The organism is Rickettsiella endosymbiont of Xylota segnis (genome assembly GCF_964019545.1).
GTDB lineage: Bacteria > Pseudomonadota > Gammaproteobacteria > Diplorickettsiales > Diplorickettsiaceae > Aquirickettsiella.
In genome coordinates this window covers 1,288,119-1,312,726 of record NZ_OZ026451.1, presented here as the reverse complement: position 1 = coordinate 1,312,726, position 24,608 = coordinate 1,288,119, and the positions used below count along the sequence as shown (strand labels likewise).

The window sequence follows — 24,608 nt, the reverse complement described above, 5'->3', positions numbered from 1 at the left end:
TTATTTAATTAAGATTTTCAAAAATTAATTTATTTGACCATGGCAATGTTTATATTTTTTTCCTGAACCACAAGGACAAGGATCATTGCGGCCAGTTTTATTCGAATTTCGTTGTGTACTAAGACGCGCAGCGGTGGTTTCGCTGGTTAATGATTCTTCCTCAGCACCCAGTAAATCTTGATGTTGAAAATCAAGTAATTGTGGCATTTGTTGACGTCGTTGTTCTTCTAAACGTTCCGCATCTTCAGGCGCTCTTATTTGCAGACAACTTAGTAAACTAATGACTTGATATTTTAACTGTTCTAAAAGTTCAGCAAATAACATAAAGGATTCACGCTTGTATTCTTGCTTGGGATTTTTTTGCGCATAACCACGCAAATGTATTCCTTGGCGTAAATGATCCATTGCAGCTAAATGATCTTTCCATAAAATATCGAGTGTTTGTAACATCAAAGTTTTTTCAACTTGTCGTAATGTCGCTGAACCAAATAATTTTTCTTTCTCAGCATAAGAGTTTTCAGCAGCGAATAATATTTTTTCGCGAAGATTTTCTTCCAGACAATTAGGATCTTCTAACCAAGTATCTAAGGGTAAATCTAGACAAAAATCTTGTTTCAATTGATTTTTTAGGCCAGGTATATCCCATTGCTCTTCTAAACTTTGTGGAGGGATATAATGCTCAATAGCACTATAGATAACATCAGCCCAGAGATTATTAATGACAGGAGAAATATCTTCTGTAGCTAATAATTCGTTACGTTGTTCATAAATTACTTTACGTTGTTCGTTTGCGACGTTATCAAATTCTAATAATTGCTTGCGTACATCAAAATTACGACCCTCAACTTTACGTTGCGCATTTTCAATAGCACGTGTTATCCAGCGATGTTCAATGGCTTCACCGGGCTGCATGCCAATCTTTTGCATAATCATGGCCACTCGATCTGAGGCAAAAATGCGCATTAAATTATCTTGTAATGATAAATAAAAACGTGAAGAACCAGGATCACCTTGTCGTCCTGAACGACCACGTAATTGATTATCGATACGGCGTGATTCATGACGTTCGCTACCGAGGATATGAAGACCACCTGCGGCGATCACTTCATCATGCTTTTTTTGCCAATTAAGTTTATGTTGCGCAATTTCTTCCGCGGAGCTCTCAATCGGCAGAGCGGTAAGCTCGGCTTTTAAATTACCGCCTAAGACAATGTCTGTTCCTCGTCCAGCCATGTTTGTGGCAATCGTTACTGTTCCAGGCCGGCCGGCTTCAGCAATAATTTGTGCTTCTTTTTCGTGAAATTTAGCATTCAGTACTTGATGGGGAATATTTTCTTTTTCTAATAGTTGCGACAAATATTCTGATGTTTCAATCGATGCGGTACCGACTAATACCGGTTGCTTACGTGCTTGACAGGCTTTAATATCGTCGATGATCGCATTAAACTTTTCATCTTTAGTCAGATAAATTTGATCGGCTAAATCTGAACGAGAAACGGGTAAGTGTGTGGGAATCACAACAACTTCTAAATTATAAATTTGTTGAAATTCATATGCTTCGGTATCGGCGGTGCCCGTCATTCCGGCCAGTTTATGATACAAACGGAAATAATTTTGAAACGTAATTGAAGCTAAGGTTTGATTTTCGTTTTGGATATTGGCTTTTTCTTTTGCTTCAACGGCTTGGTGTAAACCATCCGACCAGCGCCGACCTGACATTAAACGGCCAGTATGTTCATCAACAATAATAACTTGATTATTTTGCACAATATAATCAATGTCGCGTTGAAATAAATAATGGGCGCGTAAAGCTGCATAAACATGATGCATCAAACCAATATTAGTTAGATGGTATAAATTTTCGCCTGGATTTAATAAGCCTTGTTTAACTAATAACTCTTCTAATTTTTGATGTCCTTCTTCGGTTAAGTAGGCTTGTTTGGCTTTTTCATCGAGGTAAAAATCACCAGGACCATCCTCTTCTTTTCTTAAAGCGAGTTTAGGTATAATTTGATTGATCTTGATATAAAGTTCCGAGCTTTCTTCACTGGCACCGGAAATGATTAACGGAGTACGTGCTTCATCAATCAAGATGGAATCCACTTCATCGACAATAGCAAAATTTAAAATACGTTGGGATTTTTCTGCCAATGAAAAAGCCATATTATCGCGTAGATAATCAAAGCCAAATTCATTATTAGTACCATAGGTAATATCCGCAGCATACGCCGCTTGACGTTCAGCTAATGGAAGATCAGAAACAATCACGCCCGTAGTTAATCCTAAAAAGTCATAAACAGGTTTCATCCATTCTGCATCGCGTTTGGCAAGATAATCGTTGACAGTAACAATGTGTACACCTAGACCACTTAACGCATTTAGGTAAGCAGGTAAGGTAGCGACTAAGGTTTTACCTTCTCCGGTACGCATTTCAGCAATTTTACCATTATGTAAAACCATGCCACCAATTAATTGTACGTCGAAATGACGCAAACCTAACACACGAGTACTCGCTTCGCGCACTACTGCAAATGCTTCGATTAACAATTCATCTAAAGAGCAGCCATCTTGGAGGCGAGCTTTAAATTCTGATGTTTTTGCTTGTAATTGCGAATCAGATAAACTTTGCATGCTGGGTTCTAGCGTATTAATGTCAACAACGGTTTTTTCAAATTGTTTTAGCAGTCGTTGATTACGGCTAGGAATAAACTTACTTAACAGCTTAGAAATCATAAATATAAAAAAGTCTCAGTGTGCTTTACTCAACAAAAGCCCAGAAATGTGCTCACTGTACTAAAAAGTCAGTGATAGTGCTAGTCGTTGTTCAATAACGGATAAGATAGTGGCTGCATCTAAATCAACTCCTGCAAGCAATGTATTTGGGTCACCATGTTCAATAAATCGATCTGGAAGTCCTAAGATCAATACATCACAAGCAATCCCTTGTTGGTGTAAAAATTCACTCACCGCTGATCCTGCACCACCTACCTTAACATTTTCTTCTAAACTGACCAATAAGCCATGAGTTTTTGCTAGGTTTCGCAACAGTTTTTCATCTAAAGGTTTGACGAAACGCATATTGACCACAGTGGCATCCAATGACTCACCGACGCTGAGTGCGGGTTGTAGCATTGAGCCAAAAGCCAGTAATGCAATTGAGTGTCCTTTGCGACGGATTTCCGCTTTACCGATAGGTATACATGACATTTCTTTTTCAACTGAAACACCTACTCCTACGCCGCGTGGATAGCGTACCGCACAGGATGTTGTGAGTTGAAAACCTGTATAAAGCATTTGTCTTAATTCGTTTTCATTACTCGGTGTCATGATAGTCAGATTTGGAATACAACGCAGATAGGATAGATCAAAGCAACCATGGTGCGTAGCGCCATCCCCACCGACGATTCCGGACCTATCTAAAGCAAACAATACCGGGAGATTTTGTAATGCAACATCATGTATCAGTTGATCATAAGCACGTTGTAAAAAGGTAGAATAGATGGCGACGACCGGTTTTTGACCTGCGCAGGCTAGACCTGCGGCGAAAGTAACTGCATGTTGTTCCGCGATGCCGACGTCAAAGTAACGATCCGGATAACGTTCGGAAAATTCTATCAGGTCAGATCCTTCGCGCATCGCCGGTGTAATCGCGATTACACGTTCATCGATAGCGGCCATATCACAAATCCATTGCCCAAAAATATTTGCGTAGGTTTTAGGTTTGGGTTTGGCCACACTACAGGGTAAAACAGGTGCTAAAAAATGTGGATTGACGGCATGATAAGCAACCGGGTTTTGTTCAGCAGCGGCATAACCTTTGCCTTTGGTTGTAATAACATGAACAAGTTGTGGTCCCGTTAACTGACTTAAATTACTTAAAGTATTCATTAATAGAGGTAAGTCATGACCATCAATAGGACCAATATAATTAAAACCTAATTCTTCAAATAAAGTACCTGGAACTAACATCCCTTTAACATGCTCTTCAGTACGTTTAGCAAGTTTACGTACACTAGGAATAGATTCTAAAATTCTTTTACTGCCTTCTCTGACACTAGAATAAAGTTTACTGGATAATATGCGGGCAAAATAATTAGATAAAGCGCCGACATTATTGGAAATCGACATATCGTTATCATTGAGTACGACTAAAAGATCGGCATGAATATCGCCTGCGTGATTTAAAGCTTCAAAAGCCATACCCGCGGTCATCGCACCGTCGCCTATAACTGCAATCGTTTTTTGACCAGTGTTATTTTTTTTTGCTGCGACACTAAATCCTAATGCGGCACTAATGGAAGTACTCGAGTGACCAACGCCAAAGCAATCAAATGAGCTTTCTTCGCGGGAAGGAAAGGGCGCTAAACCGTGAGTTTTTCGAATGCTACCTAGTTGTTTACGCCGACCGGTAATGATTTTATGCGCATAAGCTTGATGGCCGACATCCCAAATAATATGATCATGCGGCGTATTAAATACATAATGCAAAGCAATGGTTAATTCTACGGTTCCTAAGTTAGCCGCAAAGTGACCTCCACATTGATCCAGCGTTTGAATAAGAAATGCTCTGAGCTCAGTTGCTAATTGCGGCAGTTGCGTAGGTGTGAGTTCACGCAACTGCATGGGAGAATTAATTCGTTCTAATAAAGAGCATGTGATATTTTTAAATTCCATGTAGTTTATAAGAGAAAATTATCCTGATGCTTGCTGAGGGTTATTAATACTTTGTATTTGAGTTTGCAATTGGGTGCGAATTTGTCCATTAAACTCTAAAACTAAAACGGACATAGTAGCGAGTAAACGCTCTAATGTCATCCGGATTTGATAACTTTCAGATAAATTTTCTGCTAATAACTCCACTTGTTGGCGTTGTAAAGTAGCGGGATTTTCATTAATCAAATCATTTTTATACCAATTTTTATCCAGAATTCGGCGTGTTGTCATAATATTTTCTAATTTTAGTAAACTGATGGGACCCGATGTTTGACCACTTAATGTTGCTAGTGAAGAACGCACAGCAGGATCTGCTTTGCTAGGATCGATGGGTTGCCTTTCTGCATAAAGTTGATAAAGATTACTGAGTGCCATCGTTTGCGTGGCTAAATAACTACGCAAAGATGCAAGATAGGTTTGAGTTTGTTTTTTTTGCAGTTCATATTTCAGGTTATTTTCTTTGTCTCCCGATAAATTTGCAATCAATTGATTGAAATTTATAGTGTTAATAGGCATTAAAGAACCACTTAAAGCGTTAATCACATTTTTAGCGGCTGCTGCTTCAGTATCATTATAGCTAATAGGCTGGAGTAAACTATTGATATCAATAGAGCTTAAAGGATTTTTTTCTAGATTAGGGTTGATTTTTGTATTGGGATCCCAAAGAAAAGCTAATATGTTATTGTTTTTATCGTTTAAATTAGCCGATTGGATAAGCTGCTGTTGCGTTAAGCTTACTAAAGGAGAGCTGCCAGATAATAAATAAGCCGCTTGGGCATTGTTAATAGCGATAGTTAAATCATCACCCACAGGTGCAGTGTTCATTAGATTTTTTGAAATGGCTGTACTACCATACCCCGCTACTAAGTTTTTTATACTGATTGTTGTAAAATCGGGTGTGGGGACTGGACCTATATTGGCATAACTGCTTAGAGCATACAAACTGCTTGTGACTAAAGAAATACTTAAAAAGACATTTTTTAAAGTTTTTATTTTTGATAAATGAGACATAGTAACATCCTCACGAAGTTTTAAAGTAAATTTTTTTATGAATGAGCATTAGATTGTAAATTGCTTGTGTTAGAGGTTGGCGGTGATGGTGCAAAAATATTGGGTGGGCTAGGAATAGCTTCATTGGTTGGTGATGTTGGTCCAGGAATAGGTGCATTCGAATAAGGATTTATTTTGGCGTTTTTTTCCCAAATATTAGGCGGTTGTTTTGCCCAAGGATTAGGTTGCAGCCAAGGATTTTTATTGGGTGGATTGCTTGTGTTTGCAGATTTATCTAAGGGGGTAAAGGCTTTATCGTGATTTGAACGAGGTCTCGACGTCGTTGCGGATGTTCCAGGTGCTGGTTGGTTTTGTTGAGAAGAGTTGTCAGGGGTAGTGGCTTGTAAGGCATCTAGAACTGCTTGCGAGGCATTGGTTTCAGATTGTTTAATTTCATCACGATAGGTTTGCAAGGAGTCACTTTTTGGTGGTTCAGAATAAGCATTCGCTAAACCTATGAAGGAACAGCTGACAAAAATTAAAACGCATCGAGATTGCCATGACCTTAACATAATTATTCACCTTCAAATGCTTTTAAAACTAAATCCAGGCGATCTTGGGAAAACACTCTAGCGAGCAGACGTAAACGTTCAAAGCTAATATTTCTACGCAAAAATAAGCCTGCTTCATCTTCAGGACCATTACTGACCTCTTCGGCATGCATGAGTAATTTAGCGGCAGAACCTGGATGTGAAGTGTCTATTGCTTGAAGTAGACGCAAGGTACGAGACATACCTAAATGATTACCTAAACGAATAAACAACGCTTGTTGAGCAAGTTTATCCAGATCAACTTTATCGATATCATCGAGCTCTTTACCCAGCTCTAAGAGGCTTGCTTCAAGCGTGGCATCACCATCTTTAGTCCAAGATTCAACGCTTTCCATGAAGCAAAGAACCCTATAGATCAAGGGGTCTTGGTATTGTTTCCAGTAGAGGTGTGAACCTTTGTGAGTTAAGTCAGGCATAAGTATGTATTGTTTTATTTGTAATACCCAATTTAATTGAGTATAAACTGCGGCAAAGGAACCTTGATTATCCAACTTAATGCAAGCTAAATCAAATCCGATCTCGATCGATAGGAACTTCGTTTAGAATTGTGCAAGAATTTAAGCGCTTAAATAGGATTTTTCGCTCGTCTTTGCGAGCGCTTAGCGCGCGACAATCTAAAGAACATATTCCAAGCGGGATCTTTTAACGAGAAATTTGCAAGTTGGATGCAGTCGGGATAACATAGAATATTAAACCGCGGGGTGATACGTGAGTTTTTTTGGTGCTATAAAAAAAATAATTAAGCCAGCTGTTGATGTTCCAAAGTGGATAGACTATCAACAATTGGTAAAAAACAATCGTTCTGTTTTCGGATTCATTAAAAAATTCTTTATTCCTGATCAGGCCAAGACACAGGAATCCTTTGAAGAAGCACTGATACGTCTTAAATTAACTTCAGCCGATTTAATGCAACGCAGCAAAGAATTTACGCGTTTGTTGTGGATATGGATTTTTCTTTTCTTCGTTAGCGTTAGCTATAGTGTTTATCTCCTCTTCTATACTCACTCCTTGCGAGGATTTTTTCCTTGCCTAGGCATTTGTATTATTATTTTGACGCAAATCTTTCGTTATCATTTTTGGTTATTTCAAATTAAACAGCGTCGTTTAGGTTGTAATTTTCGTGATTGGTTCAGTTATCAATTTTTTAATAGGAAGAAAAATAATGCGTAAGTTTCTATTAACCAGCTTCCTTTACTTATTTCCATCGTTGTTGTTAGCAGACACTTTAAGCTTAACACCTCCTAGCACTGATTTATCGATGTCGTATTTAGCGACTATTTTTGGTGTGGTGGATGGCGTGTTACATGGCACAGGAAGTCAAATTTTAGGAACGATGTTTGGGACGTTTAATTCCATCATATTAGTTATGGCTTCTACAGTATTAAGTTATGTTTTATTTACTTCCATTTTAAATACCTCGCATGAGGGTGAGTTTCTCGGTAAGAAATGGTCGTCGATTTGGATCCCACTCCGAACAGTCGGCGGTATAGGTTTGTTGCTACCGAAGGCTACTGGTTACTCTTTTATACAAATTCTTGTTATGTGGGTAGTGGTGCAAGGTGTTGGTGCTGCGGACGAGGTTTGGAATGTCACTTTAAATTATATTAATCGTAACGGAACGATAATTGAGCCTATTCAATCATTGGATCCAAAAAAAGGGGCTAATAATACTTTTCTAATTAACAAAGCAGGTAGTATTTTAAAATCAGAAGCATGTATGTTGGCAGTACATAATGCATTAGCTAATCAATATTACAACATTGATCCAAATGAAAAGGTAGTAGTGCCTGATTTTTTAAGCTCGCTAGCTATAACTGGTAAAGGGCCGGATGGAAAAAATACCGGTCGGCCCATCGATTATACAAAAGATATCGGCGGATATTATACTTTTCCAGGAAAGTTATCCGGTGCTTTTGGCAATTTACAAGGTATGTGTGGTATGGTTTCATGGAATTTTATTGGCAATAAGGCGGATAATGGACAGATCGATAACCCGGCCAATTTAAATGCTAATGATAGTGCAAGTGTTGCGATGAGACAAATGACCTTGGATTTAACTGCTCAAGCAAAGAGTATTGCTAATACAATATCCCCTCTTTCTACAACGCATACACCTGCTAACAGAATTCAATTAGATTCGACTAGTTTTGACCCCTTTAAAAATAATTTGGTTGATGCAGGAGAGGATTACTTTGGGATTGTAAAGCCTGCTTTACGCTCTTTAGCGGATGATGGAAGTAAAAAATATAAAGACTTTATTAATAATGCAAAAAAATCAGGTTGGATACTTGCCGGTAGCTATTACTATAATATGGCTCGTTTGAATCAAAGTATTAGAAAAAACACAGGAGAGCTTGCAATTTCCGATAGAATTTATCCTGAGTTTAATCCCGATTATGATTCAAATACCTTTTCTCAGATCAAAGACGATAATGTCATATATAATCTAAAAAATAACCTGCCGAGTGTAGACGGTGTTATTGATAGTTATATGGCAACAGAAATAACACGAGCTGCCAGCAATAATAATCCTGGTGATGAGGCGGATCCTTCTCTGCCAGAGCATCCCGCGAATGTAAATGCAATTGGTAAGGTAGTAAGTGCTATTTTGGATACGATATTTCCGCGAGTGCAGGATTTTGAAAAAAAATTAGCCGATGGAATTAATAATAAAGATATGGATCCCATTGTTGCTTTAGCGTCAGTGGGGAATGGCTTAGTATCTATGGTAGAGCAGGTCTGGATATCTCTGTTAGCCACAATGACTGGATTAGGTATTGTAGGTATTGCAGCGGGATTTGCTTCGGGTTTTTGGACAGTGGGGGGTGCAGTGAACGCCATGTTAGCGATTACTAATCTGTTGATGTTGGTAGTTCCCATGCTCACTGTTTGGATGGGGATTAATTTTGTTTTGGGTTCTATTCTTTCCTATTATGTGCCATTAATTCCGTTCTTCCTGTTCGCATTTGGTAGTATTACCTGGTTTGCAGTGGTGTTAGAGGCAATTTTAGCGGCACCATTGGTGGCATTGGGAATTACGCATCCAGAAGGGCATGACTTTTTGGGTAAAGCGGAACAATCGATCATGTTGCTTGCCAGTGTTTTCTTAAGACCTATGTTAATGGTATTTGGTTTTATTTTTGGGATTATTTTATCGTACGTTGCCCTTTCAGTATTTAATCACGGGTTTAGTATCGCAGTGCAATTTTTAAATGATTATAATGGCGATATTTTTGCTATTGTTTACCAAACCGCTATGATGGCTATCTATGCCGCGGCGGTGCTAGCCATTGTTAATCGTTGTTTTTCAATGATTTATGAAGTTCCGAATAAAGTACTGCGTTGGATAGGTGGTCCACAGGAAAGTGGTCACGAAGAATCAATGCTGCAAGGTATACGTGGCCAGCACGATCGAGATGTTGGACAGATTACCCAACAAATGCCTACAAGCCAGGGCTTAAGTGAAAGTTCAGCGGGTGGCATGCAACTAGGTCGTCGTTTAAGAGAAATGAAACAAACCAAAGCTGATGTATCTAATTCAGGTCCAGCTGCGGGTGGAGGAGGTGCTGCAGCGCCTTAATCTGTAAAGGTGAACTCAATGACTAACAATAATGAAATTGATAAAATTAATTTAAACATAGATGAGTTATTGAGTCAGGTTGCTGGACTTATCGATAACCCCATAAATTCTGAACAAGCTCATTTGTTTTTGTTATTGCTATGGGGCTATTTTGAAGTTTCCATAGTAGAAACTCATGAGGATAGCGATGGAGGAGAAAGCGGGACGTTGCTGACACTGCCCGACATTATTCAAGTTGAGAAAGGTTATCCAATTTTTGATTATGGAACCCTATTAAAAACTTCTCCCGGTAAACTCTATGGAAGTTATACAACCGGTCGACTCTTAACGACGGTAGGTGCTATGATCGATCTACTAGTTCAGCGCGGCGCTAAGCGGGTTAAAATAGATGGGCTTGCTGCTGCGAAACGTTTTGGCTGGATTGAATGCGAAAATAAAGCAATTAAAGTAATTAATTTTAAACCCGATCCCAAAGAAAAAGTCTTGCGATTTCGATTGTAGAGCATAATACACTATTTAATGGCTCCTTTGAGGACCATCAACCATTTTTTTCTGAAAAACCCCTAATTTTCCCTTTTTTTAGCTTCTCGAACCGTTCCAGCTATTTTTTTTATGTAAAAAATTTTTCTGTATTTAATAAAAGTTTAATATTTATTTTGTAAAATAAATGTGGGAAAATTTAACCAATAAAAATAAAAAGACTTTCCATTTAAGGAAGCGCTATTATGCCAGGTTCTATAAAAGCTACAACAAATGAATCAGAAGTTAAACCTAAAATAATTGAATCAGAGATTGGAATTATTCAAGAATTTCTTAAAAATAATAAAAAGTTTCTTACTGAGAATAATAAGTCTGAAGTTAATGATTTCTGGAAGAAAAACCCTCCCATTAAGGGTGTGTTTGAAGCTAGTTTTTTGGAAGATGCATCAAAGTCCATGGAAGATTTGAAAGATTTTACACAAACTGCAAAGTCTTCCATATCGAACTCGCAGGCAATAAGACTTACAAGTGACCAGCATGACAGTTTTACTAAGCAAGTGGGAGGATGCAATGAAATATTAGATCTTAATTCGGATACTAATAACATTGCTATAAAAAGAAATAAACAAACAGCTTTGAATACGCTCAAGAAAGATTTTAAAAATATTTGTATTAAAGCTCTTAAGAAGGAATCAAAAGAATCTCTCCCCTCTGATAGACTTCAGTTTTTAATTAATAATTATTACAGAACAATGCTTCATATTACTTCTGTATTAAGATTTTTAGTTATAAAAGAAATTGTAGATAAAGAATTTGCAGAATATTTTATAAATGAAGATCTTAAGGAGAAAATAAAAAATCTTTTAAGTAAAGAAATTAAAAAAAATCTAAATATAAAAGATAGACCCCCTACTTTAACTGATTTTGAAAAAATTGATGACTTCAATAGTTTTAAAACTAAGGTTGAAACTGCATTAAATCAACTAATAGGAGCAAATAAAACAGAATTAAATAAAGAAAAGGAACGAAAAGATCAAGAAATTAAGCAACTAAAAGCAAGATTTCTTGAATGTCAGAACCAGCTCTCAGAGATACATAAAAATTTTGAAGAAGCTAGAGCTAATACTAATTCAACTGGAAAGCAGGGACTCCTGCAGAGCCTGCAAAAGAAAATACAAAAAAATTTACAATCTATAGAAGAAATTTTTATTAAACTTGCAGAGCAAAATACTCAGTTAGGAATAGAAAAAGAACTTGAAGACTTAAAGCAGCAATATACTGATTTAAAGACCAAGATTGAAGCTGAACTCAGTGGAGTACTAACATTATCGGTATCCTCTGTTAAAGAGTTAATTGATGGATTGACACCAAATACCCTCCCAACCGTGGTTCTTGATCTAAAGAATGACTTTTCTATAAATGATGACGGATATGAGTTACTGCGTGAACTTCATACAAATGATCCTTTTATTCAAAAAATTACCATCAAGACAGAAAAATGTCAAAATGATAAAAATTTACAAGAATATTGTATTTGCGCAGAAAATTGTACTGTTAGAAACCGATTTCTAGATGCCAATTTGCCAGAGTCGAGTCAACAAAAATACGCTTCATCTGCAGCCCGCGCAGGACTTTGGGATGACACCGCTCTATATCTCTATCCATTGCTAAACAACAAATCCATAACTGTAAGGGATTATATTCAGGAAAAAGCAAGTTGGGCTGCTAGTAATTGGGATCCTAAATTTAACGAAACAAATAATATTTCACCTGAATTATGGCATTTGATGCAATTAGCACAAATGGGCGAAGCAGGTTTAACGGCTTTATTTAAACTATTACGCGAAAAAGCAGGTTCTGAATCCTTAGCTCTTGACGTCAGTTTTGATCTGGACGCTAGTCAGAATCGAGCTGATTTAACTGCGATTCTGTATAACGAATTAAAGCAATTCTGTAAGCAATCTGTAAAATTACCTTTGTTCCATTGTTTTGGAATTATTTTACCCGAGAAAAACTTAGATAATGAAAATATAAGCAATATTCTTAGTTTATTAAATGCGATAGATAATAACTCGCAATTAGATAAACAATTCACGTTGCACCATTTTAATGCAAAAATTCAACATCACGTAGACTTACTTAATAAGCTTAAAATTGATGTTACAGCGGATAATTCGATCACAACACAGATTAGTATTCCAGAGCTGGAAAAACCTTCTCAGGAAAAGACCAAAATTATAGCTATCTATAAGGAATTACAAAATGCAGTATTAGCTAATCGACATAGTGCTCGTTTGTCTGTTTTGCAAAAAAATACTGAGAATATAGAAAACTTAAAACTGACTCGTTTAGAAAAAAATCATTCGGGATTACCCGGAAATAGAAGCTGGCCGTTAACGGCTAATGTGGGTTTGCAGCAGCAGCAACAACAACAACAGCAACAGCAGCAGCAACAACAACAGCAGCAACAGCAACAGCAACAGCAACAGCAACCGTTACCGAAGCCACAATCTAAGCTTTTCACAGGCGATGAAACTCAGCTGATTACCCGCAAAGATATTCAGATTAGATGTCAAAGCAACGAATGGCAGCTTAGTTTAAATAAATTAAAAGAATCTTTAGAAAGAAGTGGAGAAAAAAATATTCCTGATTTGGAGACATTATTTAATCAATGGGTAGGTAGTTCGCTGGATGCTAAACAGATCATTGGGAAACTGACAGAAGCAGCTCTTAGAAAGATCATGGAGAATGCTAGGCATTTTAGCTTTTCATTTACTTTAAATAACCCACCCGCTGGTTTTACTGTTTTGCTGGGACAGGACAATAGTCTCATTTTAGATTTTTCTGCTGAAAAAGAACAAAAAGATTTAACTTACACTGCTTCCCAGGATCTAAAATCGCTTAATCCCTTTACACTGAAAATAACAGACCCTATGCCGGCGGTAGAGAATTGCGAAGGGGATTATCGACTATTTGACCAGATAAACAATAAGAAACTTCAGGAAGTCTGCTGGAAAAATTTAGAAGAAGAATCTAATGCTGATTTACGCGCCTCCCTAAATACTTGGCTGCGCACTTCTAATCTGAAAGAAAGTAATCAGATTTTATCTAATGAATTTATTGACTCATTTACCTCTATTTTAACCAATAAGAATTTCAAAGCTTTAGGTCAGTTATTCTATCATTATGGCTGTCCAAAACAACTTACACGCGATGCATCAGCCTTTTTTAAACTGGCACAAGCCATCTATGAGAAAGACCACCTATTTTTTACTCATTGGAAAGAATACTTTGTTAATCCAGCGGTTAATTTATCGGAATTGTTAGAAGAAGCCGAAGTCAATGCTATTGTTGATTGTGTAAATAATCTAAAAAACCCTGAACATAGTATTTTGTGGCGGAATCTTGTTGAAAAACATTTTATTTCAGTCGGTTATTCACGCTTTTCCTCACTCTGGAATGCATTTAGATCTTTTACAGACTACCTAGAGATAAATAAAAAAAGTGGTTTGGTTTTTAATTCAGATTCATTAAAACGTTTATTAGCAAAGCAAGATTCTTTGCATATACCTGTTTTGTTGGAGCGTGTGCTACTAGTTTTACAATCCTGTGAAAATATGGCTGAATCCTTGAAAAATCAGCAATGCGTATTAAATAACCTCGACCAATTGGATTGGACTCAATCAGGTGTTTATTATGCCGTGATTCATGAAGGCATTAATATTATCGGACAACCCGATGCCTCTATAAATGCCCATCTCAGTAAATTCCAATACTCTACGACTGGCGGCACTTATATTCCGGAGATGAAGGTATTAATATCAGAACAAGAAGCCTGGCAGACGCGAGCAATACGCTTTGTTCAACGTCTACCCAATGTGACGCAGCAACAACTCGATCTGTATATCAAATTTTTTGAAAACATCAATACAAGAGAAATTTCTATCAAGGCTAAAGATAATTTAGTCCGTTGTTTATTAGCCTGCACGACACAGGGTGTTAATAAAATAGAGGATAATACATTATTAACTTATTTTAATAGCTTAGCCAATCAACAATTAAATGATAATGATTTTTCTGCATTTTTAAGTCGATTAAATTCATTGATCGATTGGGATAACAAAGAATCAAGATCGCTTCATTTTGACTTCAAGCAATTGCTAACGCTCTATCAAGCTTTGCAAAAAAAGAATCTATCAGACAGCTTTACGCTTGATTTATTGAACAGCTCAAGTCATGTGCTAGATTTTTCTAAAAGTCAATTTGCTGCTAATAAAAACCAATTAACACTCGAAGACTATTATGAATTTCTTATAAAAAATGAGATTCCTTTAGATTCAGTGCTGTTAACAACACTAGGTTGGGTTGCTCATTCCTATGATAATAATTATCTAATCAAGGACTTGAATGATTCAGTTAAACAAGCAAACAATAAATCTGAAGTTAAATTATTATTTATACAACTGGATTCTATTGATTTCTCAGAATTTAAAAAGGGCTATAAACTGCCTGATATAAACCAAATTAATGGTATTATTCAAGACATTTCTAAAGCGCGTACAGAGGAGCAAGCCATCAGTTTGCGTCGTAAGTTCATCAAAAAAACCAGTGCGCATTGTTTTATTCGTTTACAAGATGCCGATTTAAGAAAGCTAACTTCAAATGAAATTAACGATTTCATACGAGTAATCAAAGGAAATTTATCAAACGCGCATCGCGACCAACATGTGTCCATTCTTCGTAAACTTTTGAACTGTTTAGCTGTACCCAATGAAGGAATGGATCTGACATTATTTAAGAAAAAAATCTTACAACTCACGGAAAAGGATTATTTTGACGAATTAACCCCTGTTGTTAATGTGTTGCTTAATACTCATTTTGAAAAAACCGCCATTAGCTTACCGCAATTACAAGCTGTTTTAGAGACATTATTACCAGCAAACAGTAATAATATTTTAGAGCAGTTTTTCCCTATTAATACACTGGAAAAACTTTTTGATAAAGAACGCCAAAATGATAAATCGACATTAGCTAATAACAATTTAGCCTTATTAAAAAGTGAAGAGAATAAGGAAGTTTTATCGGCTATTGGTAAATTGCACAATAGTTCCTTAAGTCCGAAGCAAAAATCATCGTGTGTAGATTTCGCGTTAAATGATGTTAAATATTTTAGCGATTGCATAGAATTTTTAATTCAACAAAAAGACTCAAAAAACTGGTTGAATTATTTAGCGCTTATTCAATCAGCTGTCGCTGAAAACAAAGATGAAAAAAATAAAAATAAACTTATTTCGGATCTTAAAAAATTAGCTCAGGATAAAACTGAATTATGGCAACAAAGTTTGACAATTTTATTGCAGTTAAGCTTAAAAAAATTTGGATCAACAGATTTTTTCAATAAATTTAATGGAAAATATAAAGATTCATCAATTGAGCAGCGGGTTATTTTGCTGCAAGCGATTGATCAAGCAGAAAATAGTGAAAAGTGGTTTGAGCAAGCTCAACAATTAACTTCTTTGTTGGAGAATCTTGAAGCTAAAGAATTGAAAACATTAGCTGATTATTATCAACAAACACCGAAACCAACGCTTCAGTTTTTACTTGATTATGCTAAAAGCCACAAAAATGCTTTAGGAAATATAGATAACTTATTACATTATTTTGAAACTATTTATGCAAAGGAAGACAAACGTAGCTACGGTGAAAGTGATGATGATAAAGACAACATTAAAAGAGTCATAGCGAGTTTTAAATTAAAAGGAGAGAGAGCACTCACTACTGAAGAAAAACAACATCTCAGCACGCTTTTTTGTTTTGCAAATACGCACAGTAAAGAACACAATCTGGCTGCAAAGAAAACCGATGAATTGGTAATCAAGTTACATAAATTCGGTAAGGAACTAATAACTGATTCAAAAAATGATTGGCTAAAGGCAAGAAAGTTAGTAGTCATTCGTGAGCTGCTATTACGTCAGACAGGAAAATGGCTGAATGATACACAGATGCTGGTATTGTTGTATGCACTGATCCATGATGATGAAAATTTAATTCTGCAAGTCCCCACCGGTCAAGGTAAAAGTCTTATTTCCTTAAGTTGGAATATTTATCTCGCTTTAAAAAAGATAACCATAGATAACTTAAGTTCTAAATCCGCTCTTTCTGAACGGGATCATCAGGAAGCTAAAGCAGCTTATCTTAAAGCATTAATAGATAGTAGTTATATCCATCAGTCTTCATCACAAACGGATTACAAGGAAATTCAAAGAGAAAAAGGTGGTGTCAATTATTCAACACTCGGTAATTTGACAGTTAATCGTCAACGTTGGTTAGTGAATGATGGCATTATTCATAACAAAAAAAATCGCTATGCAGTTTTGGATGAGGCAGACTATCATTTTTTTGATGAAAAAACCGTGTTTCGTTATGCAGATGCAGGGAAAGATCGATTTAATTATGATGTCTGGGTTTATGAAATAATTGCGACGTATTATTTAGAGAAAATCGTTCCTTTAAAACTTGATAAAATTAATACAAAAGATCACCTGGATCCTTTATTGCAAGCCATACTGGCAGAAAGCCATAAAGCACCCAAAGCATCGACCTTTGTTAATGACTATCATTTGCAACAACCCGACGAAAAAACTGTAGATAAGCTTGCGGAATTACTGTTGGATATGCATGCCGCAGCCAGTTTAAAAGAAAACGAGCATTATTGTATTGTTCCTTGTGAAATAGATATAAACGGACAGATTTATCACAAAAAATTTGCCATGGTTATTGATAAAAACCAATTGCAACCCGGTTCAACTTATGATGTCCAGTATGCTCTACATACACTTCTCAATGAAGAAAGTAAAAAAAGAAGTGAAGCGCCTGATTTTTTTGTTGAACCTATCGCTCCGTTAGTATTATCAGAAAATGCTGAACAATCTTTGCTGAACTATGAAAAATTAATAGGAATGACCGCCACTGCTGGAAATAAGCGTGAGCGTGAACAAATTAATAGCCAGTTTGGTATTAACAAGATTTTTAAAACCACCAGTCATCAGCCATCGAAATTAACACTATTACCCAACGTTTATGCTGAGGACGACAATGCGCTTATAACGGCCATTACTAAACAGATTTCAAATTCGTATAAAAATCAGCCGATATTAATTCTTTTGGATAATGATCAGGTGGTATCAGAAGTCTATCGAAAATTGCAAGCAAAAGAGTTAGGGAGACAATCAGGTTTAACATTAGTGGAGGATACCAATGCAAAACAAAAATCTGAGCAAGAGATAGTTAATGAAGCTGGACAGTCAGGTAAAGTGACACTTAGTTCACGACTGCAACGAGGTACGGATATTAGAACCGAGGTAGCTGATGGCTTAAAAGTTATCTTAGTTTATACCGACGCTGATCAATTATCGAATCGACGTGATGAAAAACAAGCGATTGGTCGCGCAGCACGGAATGGCCAAGCGGGTAGTGCGGTGAGTATTTATAACTATGGATCAGTGTCAGAAAAATATGACGAACTTAAAAAAGCTGAATCAGAATTGATTACTAATTGGGAGAGCTATGCTCGACAAAAGATTACGAATAGAGAACAGTCTTTGCAATGGAAAAATCAAGAGATTCCTTGGTTAAATGCTAAAGATAAAGCCATTATCGTCGAAGTAGTAACACAAGCTAGTAACATCCTAAAAAACAGGGAAAATCAATTTACTAGCGCCAAAGAAGCACTTCTGTCAAGATTATCTAATGAACTAAAACAGATTATTAAAATTAAAAGCAATACAACTGTTCAGCAACCCAGATCGTATTTATTTAAACAATTAGATGAAAAATGGCGTAATCGATTAGCAGATGATAATAACAACGCAGTAAAAAAAGATAATATTGATAGCTATAATCAGTATGTCAATTTAGCTAAAGATCTTTGGTTTGAATTTTGTAGAAAAGTTAATTATTCGAGTGGATTTGATTTTTCAAAGGAATATCTCACGCTTGCTCAATTAAATGAGATGCCGCCGGAAGTGAGTGATAAACGTGCAGCTCATCATCAGAATGAAGCCAATAGTGAACTAGTAAATGAATTTTTTTCGAAATTAACTGATTGGTCCCAATGGGTTTCTAATAAAATTATTAACAATTCTGCTTTACAAGATGTATTTATGGCTGATATGCCAAATGAGAAAGAACTGGAGCAATTTTATGCACTGATTGATGCCATCAGCCAATCAGAAGCAGATAATTTACAGCGCCACAAACAGGATATTATTAAATTGCTTTGTTCTGAAAAGGGTCGATTGTTTCCTCTCGCTAGTAGCTGTGTATTTTTGGAAACTTTGCTTGATAAAAATACTAGTGATCAATTTGAAATTAAATTTAATTTATTAAAACAATTACTGGAACATGTTGTATTAACTGATAAAGGGCTTTCTGAAGAAACATTAAAAAAGCGACAGATTGTTGCGGATATAACATTGAATTTGATGTCTTATACCAATGCGGGTCAATACAGTGAATTATTTACTATTTTACTAAATCAGATAGAAAAAAAATCACTAAATCTTGACCAATTGGAAGCGGTGAAACTTCTTTTTGCAAAACAAGATTTTTGTAAATTACTTAAATTCGATTGTAGTAATAAGATTGATGGCATGTTACAGAGGATCACGCAGGACTTACCGTTCTTAACAAGAAGAGTACTGACCTTTATTGATTTAGTTATTCAAAATGCAAACGATATTGGTAATACTCAATTATTTGAGCTATTCATGGTGGTATTTTTGCAAGCGCTGCAACCCAAAGAATTAGATCAGAAGGGAATAGTCGATGTGAACGTGTCTGCTCTTGGAGCACTACTTTTGCAACTATCTAAAGAAGGTTTGTCCTCATGCAAACAATTAATTGAGTTAGTTAATCAGTGTGATAATAGTTTGCTTACCATCAAACAAAGTTTAGATTTATTAGCTAAAACTCTAGAAAAATTTAAAGAATTTTCAAATGTAGCGACGAAGACTATACCAACCGTTGAGGAAAGTCTTAAAAACGCAAATTTAGATGATTTATTAGGAAAAGTCGTTACAGTTGCTGATGAATACGAAAACCTAATAATAGAGCAAGCTAATCGATCTACTCAAGGAATTGAATTTATTGAAGAACTATCACAGGAAGCAGAAGGTGAATTGCTGCAAAGTAAAAACAATTTAGATGGAAAAATAAAAGGGTTTAATAACAAATTAAAAGTATTTTTAGAAAAAGAAACTGAATTAAAGGTTGAATTGGCTGAATCTGCAACCGAGGTATCAGCATTAAAAACTGAAATAGAACAGCATGGAGAAAAAATTAAAACGCAAACAAAGCAATTGACTGCAAAAGAGAGAGAGATAAAGGAATTAAAGACGGAATTAGAGAGATTAACCACCGATGATCAGCTTATAGAACATGCTCAGAAAATAGTGTCATTGGAAAATGAGCTAAGGGATTTACAAAATAGTGTAGGAAGCTTAAAAAATAAAAAGGACAGCTTAGCAGGACAACTCAGCACTCAAGAGCAAAAATTTGAAGGGTTTAATTCAGAAAATCAAAAGTTAGCAGGTGAGAGAGTAAACTTAGAGAAAGATAAAACAGAATTAGTAGAAAAAACAAAAGAATTTATTGCAGCGGTTGATGAAAAAGCTGAACAGGAAGTAAAGCTTGGCCAGTTAGAAGGAAATCTTGTAAAGGCAATTAGAGGAAAACTTAATCAGGCTAACATGGGTATCCTAATAGAAAAAGTTGATCAACTTGTCAATGAATACGAAAGCCTGAAAGCAGAACAGTCCAAACGATCTGCGCAAAAGTTTTTACGCATAGAAGAACTTTCTCAGGAAGCAGAAGGTGAATTGCTGCAAAGTAAAAACGATTTAGATGAAAAAATAAAAGGGTTTAATAACAAATTAAAAGGATTTTTAGAAAAAGAAACTGAATTAAAACATAATTTGGCTGAATCTGAAGCTGAGGTAGCAGCATTAAAAACTGAAATAGAACAGCATGGAGAAAAACTCAAAACGCAAACAAAGCAATTGACTGTAAAAGAAGAACAGTTAAAAGAATCAAAGGCAAAGTTAAGTCAAGTAATCAGTGATGATGAGCTCAAACAACATGCTCAGGAAATAATTCAGTTGGAAAATGAGCTAATGAATTTACAGAAGATTGTAAATAATTTAAATACTGCAAAGGACAGCTTAGCAGGACAACTCAGCACTCAAGAGCAAAAACTTCTAGAGTTAAATTCAGAAAATCAAAAGTTAGCAGGTGAGAAAACAAACTTAGAAAAAGATAAAACGCAATTAGAAGGAAAAGTAAAAGAATTTTCTACAGCGGTGGATAACAAATCTAAACAGGAAGTAAAGATTAGCCAGTTAGAAGAAAATATTTTAAAGGCGATTACAGGAAAACTTAATCAAGCTAACATGGATATCTTAATAGGAAAAGTTGATCAACTTGTAAATGGATACGAAAGCTTAAAAGCAAAGCAGTCCAGACGATCTGCACAAAAGTTTTTACGCATAGAAGAACTTTTGCAGGAAGCAGAAGGTGAATTGCTGCAAAGTAAAAACAATTTAGATGGAAAAATAAAAGGGTTTAATAACAAATTAAAAGTATTTTTAGAAAAAGAAACTGAATTAAAGGTTGAATTGGCTGAATCTGCAACCGAGGTATCAGCATTAAAAACTGAAATAGAACAGCATGGAGAAAAAATTAAAACGCAAACAAAGCAATTGACTGCAAAAGAGAGAGAGATAAAGGAATTAAAGACGGAATTAGAGAGATTAACCACCGATGATCAGCTTATAGAACATGCTCAGAAAATAATGTCATTGGAAAATGCGCTAAAAAGTTTACAGGAAAGTGTAGATGATTTAAATACTGCAAAAGACAGCTTAGCAAGACAACTCAGCGAACAAGAACAAAAATTTGAAGGGTTTAATTCAGAAAATCAAAAGTTAGCAGATGAGAGAGTAAACTTAGAGAAAGATAAAACAGAGTTAGTAGAAAAAACAAAAGAATTTTCTGCAGCGGTGGATAACAAATCTAAACAGGAAGTAAAGATTGGCCAGGTAGAAAGAAATCTTGTGAAAGCAGTAAAAGGAAATATTGCTCAAGCAAACAAGGATTTGGATGATTTAATAGTAAGAGTTCAACAACTTGTTAGTGGATACGAAAGCCTAACAACAGAACAAGCTAGTCGATCTACTCAAAAAATTGATGCTATAAAAGAACTTTCTCAGAAATCAGAAGATGCGTTGTTAGAAAACGAAAATGCTTTAAATGAGGAAATAAGAAAGTTCAATACGAAATTAACAGAATATCAAAGAGCTGAGGCTAGTTTAGCAGCTAATTTGAATAAATCAGAAGCTGAGGTAAAGGAATTAAAAACACAAATAGAGACGAAGCAAGAACAGCTTGAAAAACATAAAACGAATTTATCTGCAAAAGAGGATGAGCTCGAGAAATTAAAGACAGAGTTAGAAACGTTAACGACAGAGGAAGCAATCAAAGGACTTACTGATATGATAGAATCATTACAAACTGAGTTGAACAAATTACATGGAAATGTAGACACTTTGAATACAGAAAAGAATAGCTTAGAAGAACAATTCAGTGCGCAAAAGCAAAAGCTAAAAGGATTTAATTTAGAAAATAACAATTTAATAGAAAAGAGAAAATACTTAAAGCAAGAGAGAGAAACATTAGCAGGAAAAGTAACTGAATTCACTGCAGCGGTGGATCAAAAATCTGAACAGAAAGCAAAGATTGAGGAATTAGAAACGCAGCATATAAAGACGCTTAACGAAAAGCTAACTCATGCGAACACTGATATAGATGATTTAGCAGTAAGAGTTGACCAACTTATCAAGGATTACAGTCGTCTAGGAACAGAACAATCCAATCGATCTGCTGAAAAAATTGAAGTTATACAAAAACTTTCTCAGGGAGCAAAAGGTAAACTGCTGGAAGAAAGAAACAAGCTAAATGAGGAAATCAAAGAATTCAATACGCAAATAGCAGAATTTTCAAAAAAAGAAACCGAATTAAAAGATAATTTGGCTGAATCTGCAAGCAAGGCTGAGATATTAAAAGCTGAAATAGAAAAGCAAGGAAAGAAACTGGAAACACAAGAAGCAGCGTTGACCGCAAAAGAACTGGAAATAAACGAATTAAAGACGGATTTAGAAAAGTTAACGACAGAGAAAGATCTTAATAAACATGCTCATACGATAGGATTATTGAAAACTGAGCTAAAAGGTTTACAGGAAAGTGTAGATGATTTGAACACTGAAAAAAATAATTTAGCAGGACAACTCAGCAGTCAAGAGCAAAAAATTCAAGATTTGAAATTACAAAATGGAAATTTAGAAAAAGAAAAGGCAGAATTAGAAGAAAAAACCAGAGAACTTTTGAATGCTACTTCTAACTTTAAAGATCAATTACAAAAATCGGAGAATGGATCTATGAGTGAACTAGAAAGAAAATTAATGGATAGCGATTTTAATTTTTCAAGTGAGGAATTACAAAAATTAATTTTATTACAATACACCGATACACAAGAAGAATTTTGTGTCGTATTGAAACAACTCAATTTCAGCCAAGCATATATAAAATATCAAGAAAATGATGCAGAAAATAACATTTATGAGATAAGTAAGATAATACGTTGTCAAACTGTTGGCATTGAAAATAGAGACTCCACTGATGACGAAAGTCTTGAAAGTAGTACCTCTTCAACCAGTTCAGTCCTTCAAAACGATAATTCAAACGAGAAAGCAACTAAATACTCCTTAATGGACTCTCAGGAATGGATAGAAGAAAGATTGCAGTTAAAAACAAAACACGATGTATCACTCGAATTAAATAATAAAGAAAAGGGTTTTATTGCGAATTGGTTTAAGGAAAAGAATATTCAATTATTTCCCAAACTTGATCATTATGTAATTAGTAGTTTATCTGAAGAAAAATTAAATGATGAAATAATCCAACGCCAAGCCTTAAAAGAACAGTTAATTTCGGTAGCATTAAATTGCTATAAGGAAATAGATAGTTGCTTGGAAACAGATTATCCAAATTTACTGGTTAGGCCAACATCTGAAGAAAATGACGATGATAGTGGTATTCACAATGGTAGTACTAGTAGCGAGGAGGAACAAAGTATCGCCCTTAATGATGATTCATTAGTGGATTATTATTTCAATACAATTAATGACAAACTAACTCGTAATAAATTAGATGATGAAAAAAAGGAAACGTTGCACCATATTATTACCGCCATTAATGCGGCAGCCATAGAGGCGATAAAAAGTCGTTGGATATTCTCTTATAATGATTATTTTACGCCACTAAAACAACTGATTGATGACGTTAATCAAAAAGCGATCCCAGTTGCTCGATTATCAAAGGATCAATTAAAGCAATTTATCCTATTAATTAAAAATAATTCTGAGAAAAATTTTATAAAAAATGTACAAGCCAGAAGTAAATATGAAAATAAGCTGCGGGTTTTCTATGGATTGATTGCAAAAATAAGCGTGTATCGCGAAGCGTTAACCCAGCAACAAAAACTATTTGAAACTATGCTAAAGTTGCAGCGAGAGGAGCCTCTAAGCAAGCTCGAATCAAGGTATGAACCTGGTGAAAGTTATTTACCTTTACAATGTCGCGAAATTTTTTCACCTAACGCTAGTTTTCAGAATTCCCCGGGTTTAGCGGCGACTGCTCAGGGTGGCGCTTTTTACAAACAGAATGAAATTGCCGATAATGGTAGAGTCTGTTATGAGCAGGATTTAGGAAACGAGAAAAAAATCTGGTCGATAGCGCGAGAAAAAAATACACTCGAATATCAAAATGAAAAAGTAAGCTGGTTTTCTGCGGTTTCCTTAGATGTTGCCAGAGCACAAATTTTAGATGTCATGAATCGATTTACTGACTCAGTTGTGACGGTCAGTATAAATAATTGTAATAAAAAAAGTGAGTATAATTACCGATTAGTGATTGAGGCTTATAATTTAACGCATCCGGATCGGCAAATTTTGTGTTCTTCAAATGAAAAGGTTAAACTAAAAGATAAGAAAATAGCTGAACAATCAGCCCTATTCAAGCTTGATCGTGAGGGTTGTAGTACGACAGTCAATAACATTAAAGAACTTACTAAACAAAAAGTTAGTTCTTTAGCTAGTCCTTTACTTAAATCTAGATAAATA

Annotated in this window: 9 protein-coding genes; 4 read left to right on the top strand and 5 right to left on the bottom strand. The window is 35.5% G+C overall.

Going from position 1 to position 24,608, the window contains the following annotated elements:
- Positions 1 to 24: 24 nt before the first annotated feature.
- From secA to icmW, 5 genes are read right to left on the bottom strand one after another with little or no spacing between them, the layout of a single operon-like run.
- Complete coding sequence (gene secA / locus AACL18_RS05960) at positions 25 to 2,733, bottom strand: preprotein translocase subunit SecA (RefSeq protein WP_339049945.1); 2,709 nt, start codon at positions 2,731 to 2,733, stop codon at positions 25 to 27.
- A gap of 60 nt (positions 2,734 to 2,793) precedes the next feature.
- Complete coding sequence (dxs, locus tag AACL18_RS05955) at positions 2,794 to 4,674, bottom strand: 1-deoxy-D-xylulose-5-phosphate synthase (RefSeq protein WP_339049943.1); 1,881 nt, start codon at positions 4,672 to 4,674, stop codon at positions 2,794 to 2,796.
- Positions 4,675 to 4,692: 18 nt separating this feature from the next.
- Positions 4,693 to 5,724: a hypothetical protein gene (locus AACL18_RS05950; RefSeq protein WP_339049942.1), complete on the bottom strand. Its 1,032-nt coding sequence runs from the start codon at positions 5,722 to 5,724 to the stop codon at positions 4,693 to 4,695.
- A 35-nt stretch (positions 5,725 to 5,759) separates the two neighbouring features.
- Positions 5,760 to 6,275: a hypothetical protein gene (locus tag AACL18_RS05945; protein ID WP_339049939.1), complete on the bottom strand. Its 516-nt coding sequence runs from the start codon at positions 6,273 to 6,275 to the stop codon at positions 5,760 to 5,762.
- 2 nt (positions 6,276 to 6,277) lie between these two features.
- Entirely contained in the window at positions 6,278 to 6,730 is a 453-nt protein-coding gene (icmW, locus tag AACL18_RS05940; protein WP_339051632.1) for a type IVB secretion system protein IcmW, read from the bottom strand.
- 292 nt (positions 6,731 to 7,022) lie between these two features.
- Between icmW and icmV the strand changes: the two genes are divergently transcribed.
- The 4 genes from icmV to AACL18_RS05920 all read left to right on the top strand — a co-directional run bounded on the left by icmV (position 7,023) and on the right by AACL18_RS05920 (position 24,605).
- A complete protein-coding gene (gene icmV, locus AACL18_RS05935) occupies positions 7,023 to 7,484 on the top strand; it encodes a type IVB secretion system protein IcmV (protein WP_339049938.1) in 462 nt (153 codons plus the stop codon).
- Positions 7,477 to 9,894, top strand: coding sequence for a type IVB secretion system protein DotA (gene dotA, locus AACL18_RS05930; RefSeq protein WP_339049937.1), 2,418 nt, complete (start codon positions 7,477 to 7,479; stop codon positions 9,892 to 9,894). Before icmV ends, dotA begins: the two co-directional genes overlap by 8 nt.
- An 18-nt stretch (positions 9,895 to 9,912) precedes the next feature.
- Entirely contained in the window at positions 9,913 to 10,395 is a 483-nt protein-coding gene (locus tag AACL18_RS05925) for a hypothetical protein (RefSeq protein ID WP_339049936.1), read from the top strand.
- A 224-nt stretch (positions 10,396 to 10,619) separates the two neighbouring features.
- On the top strand, positions 10,620 to 24,605 hold the full coding sequence (locus AACL18_RS05920) for a hypothetical protein (RefSeq protein WP_339049934.1): 13,986 nt from the start codon (positions 10,620 to 10,622) through the stop codon (positions 24,603 to 24,605).
- The last annotated feature ends 3 nt before the right edge of the window (positions 24,606 to 24,608 follow it).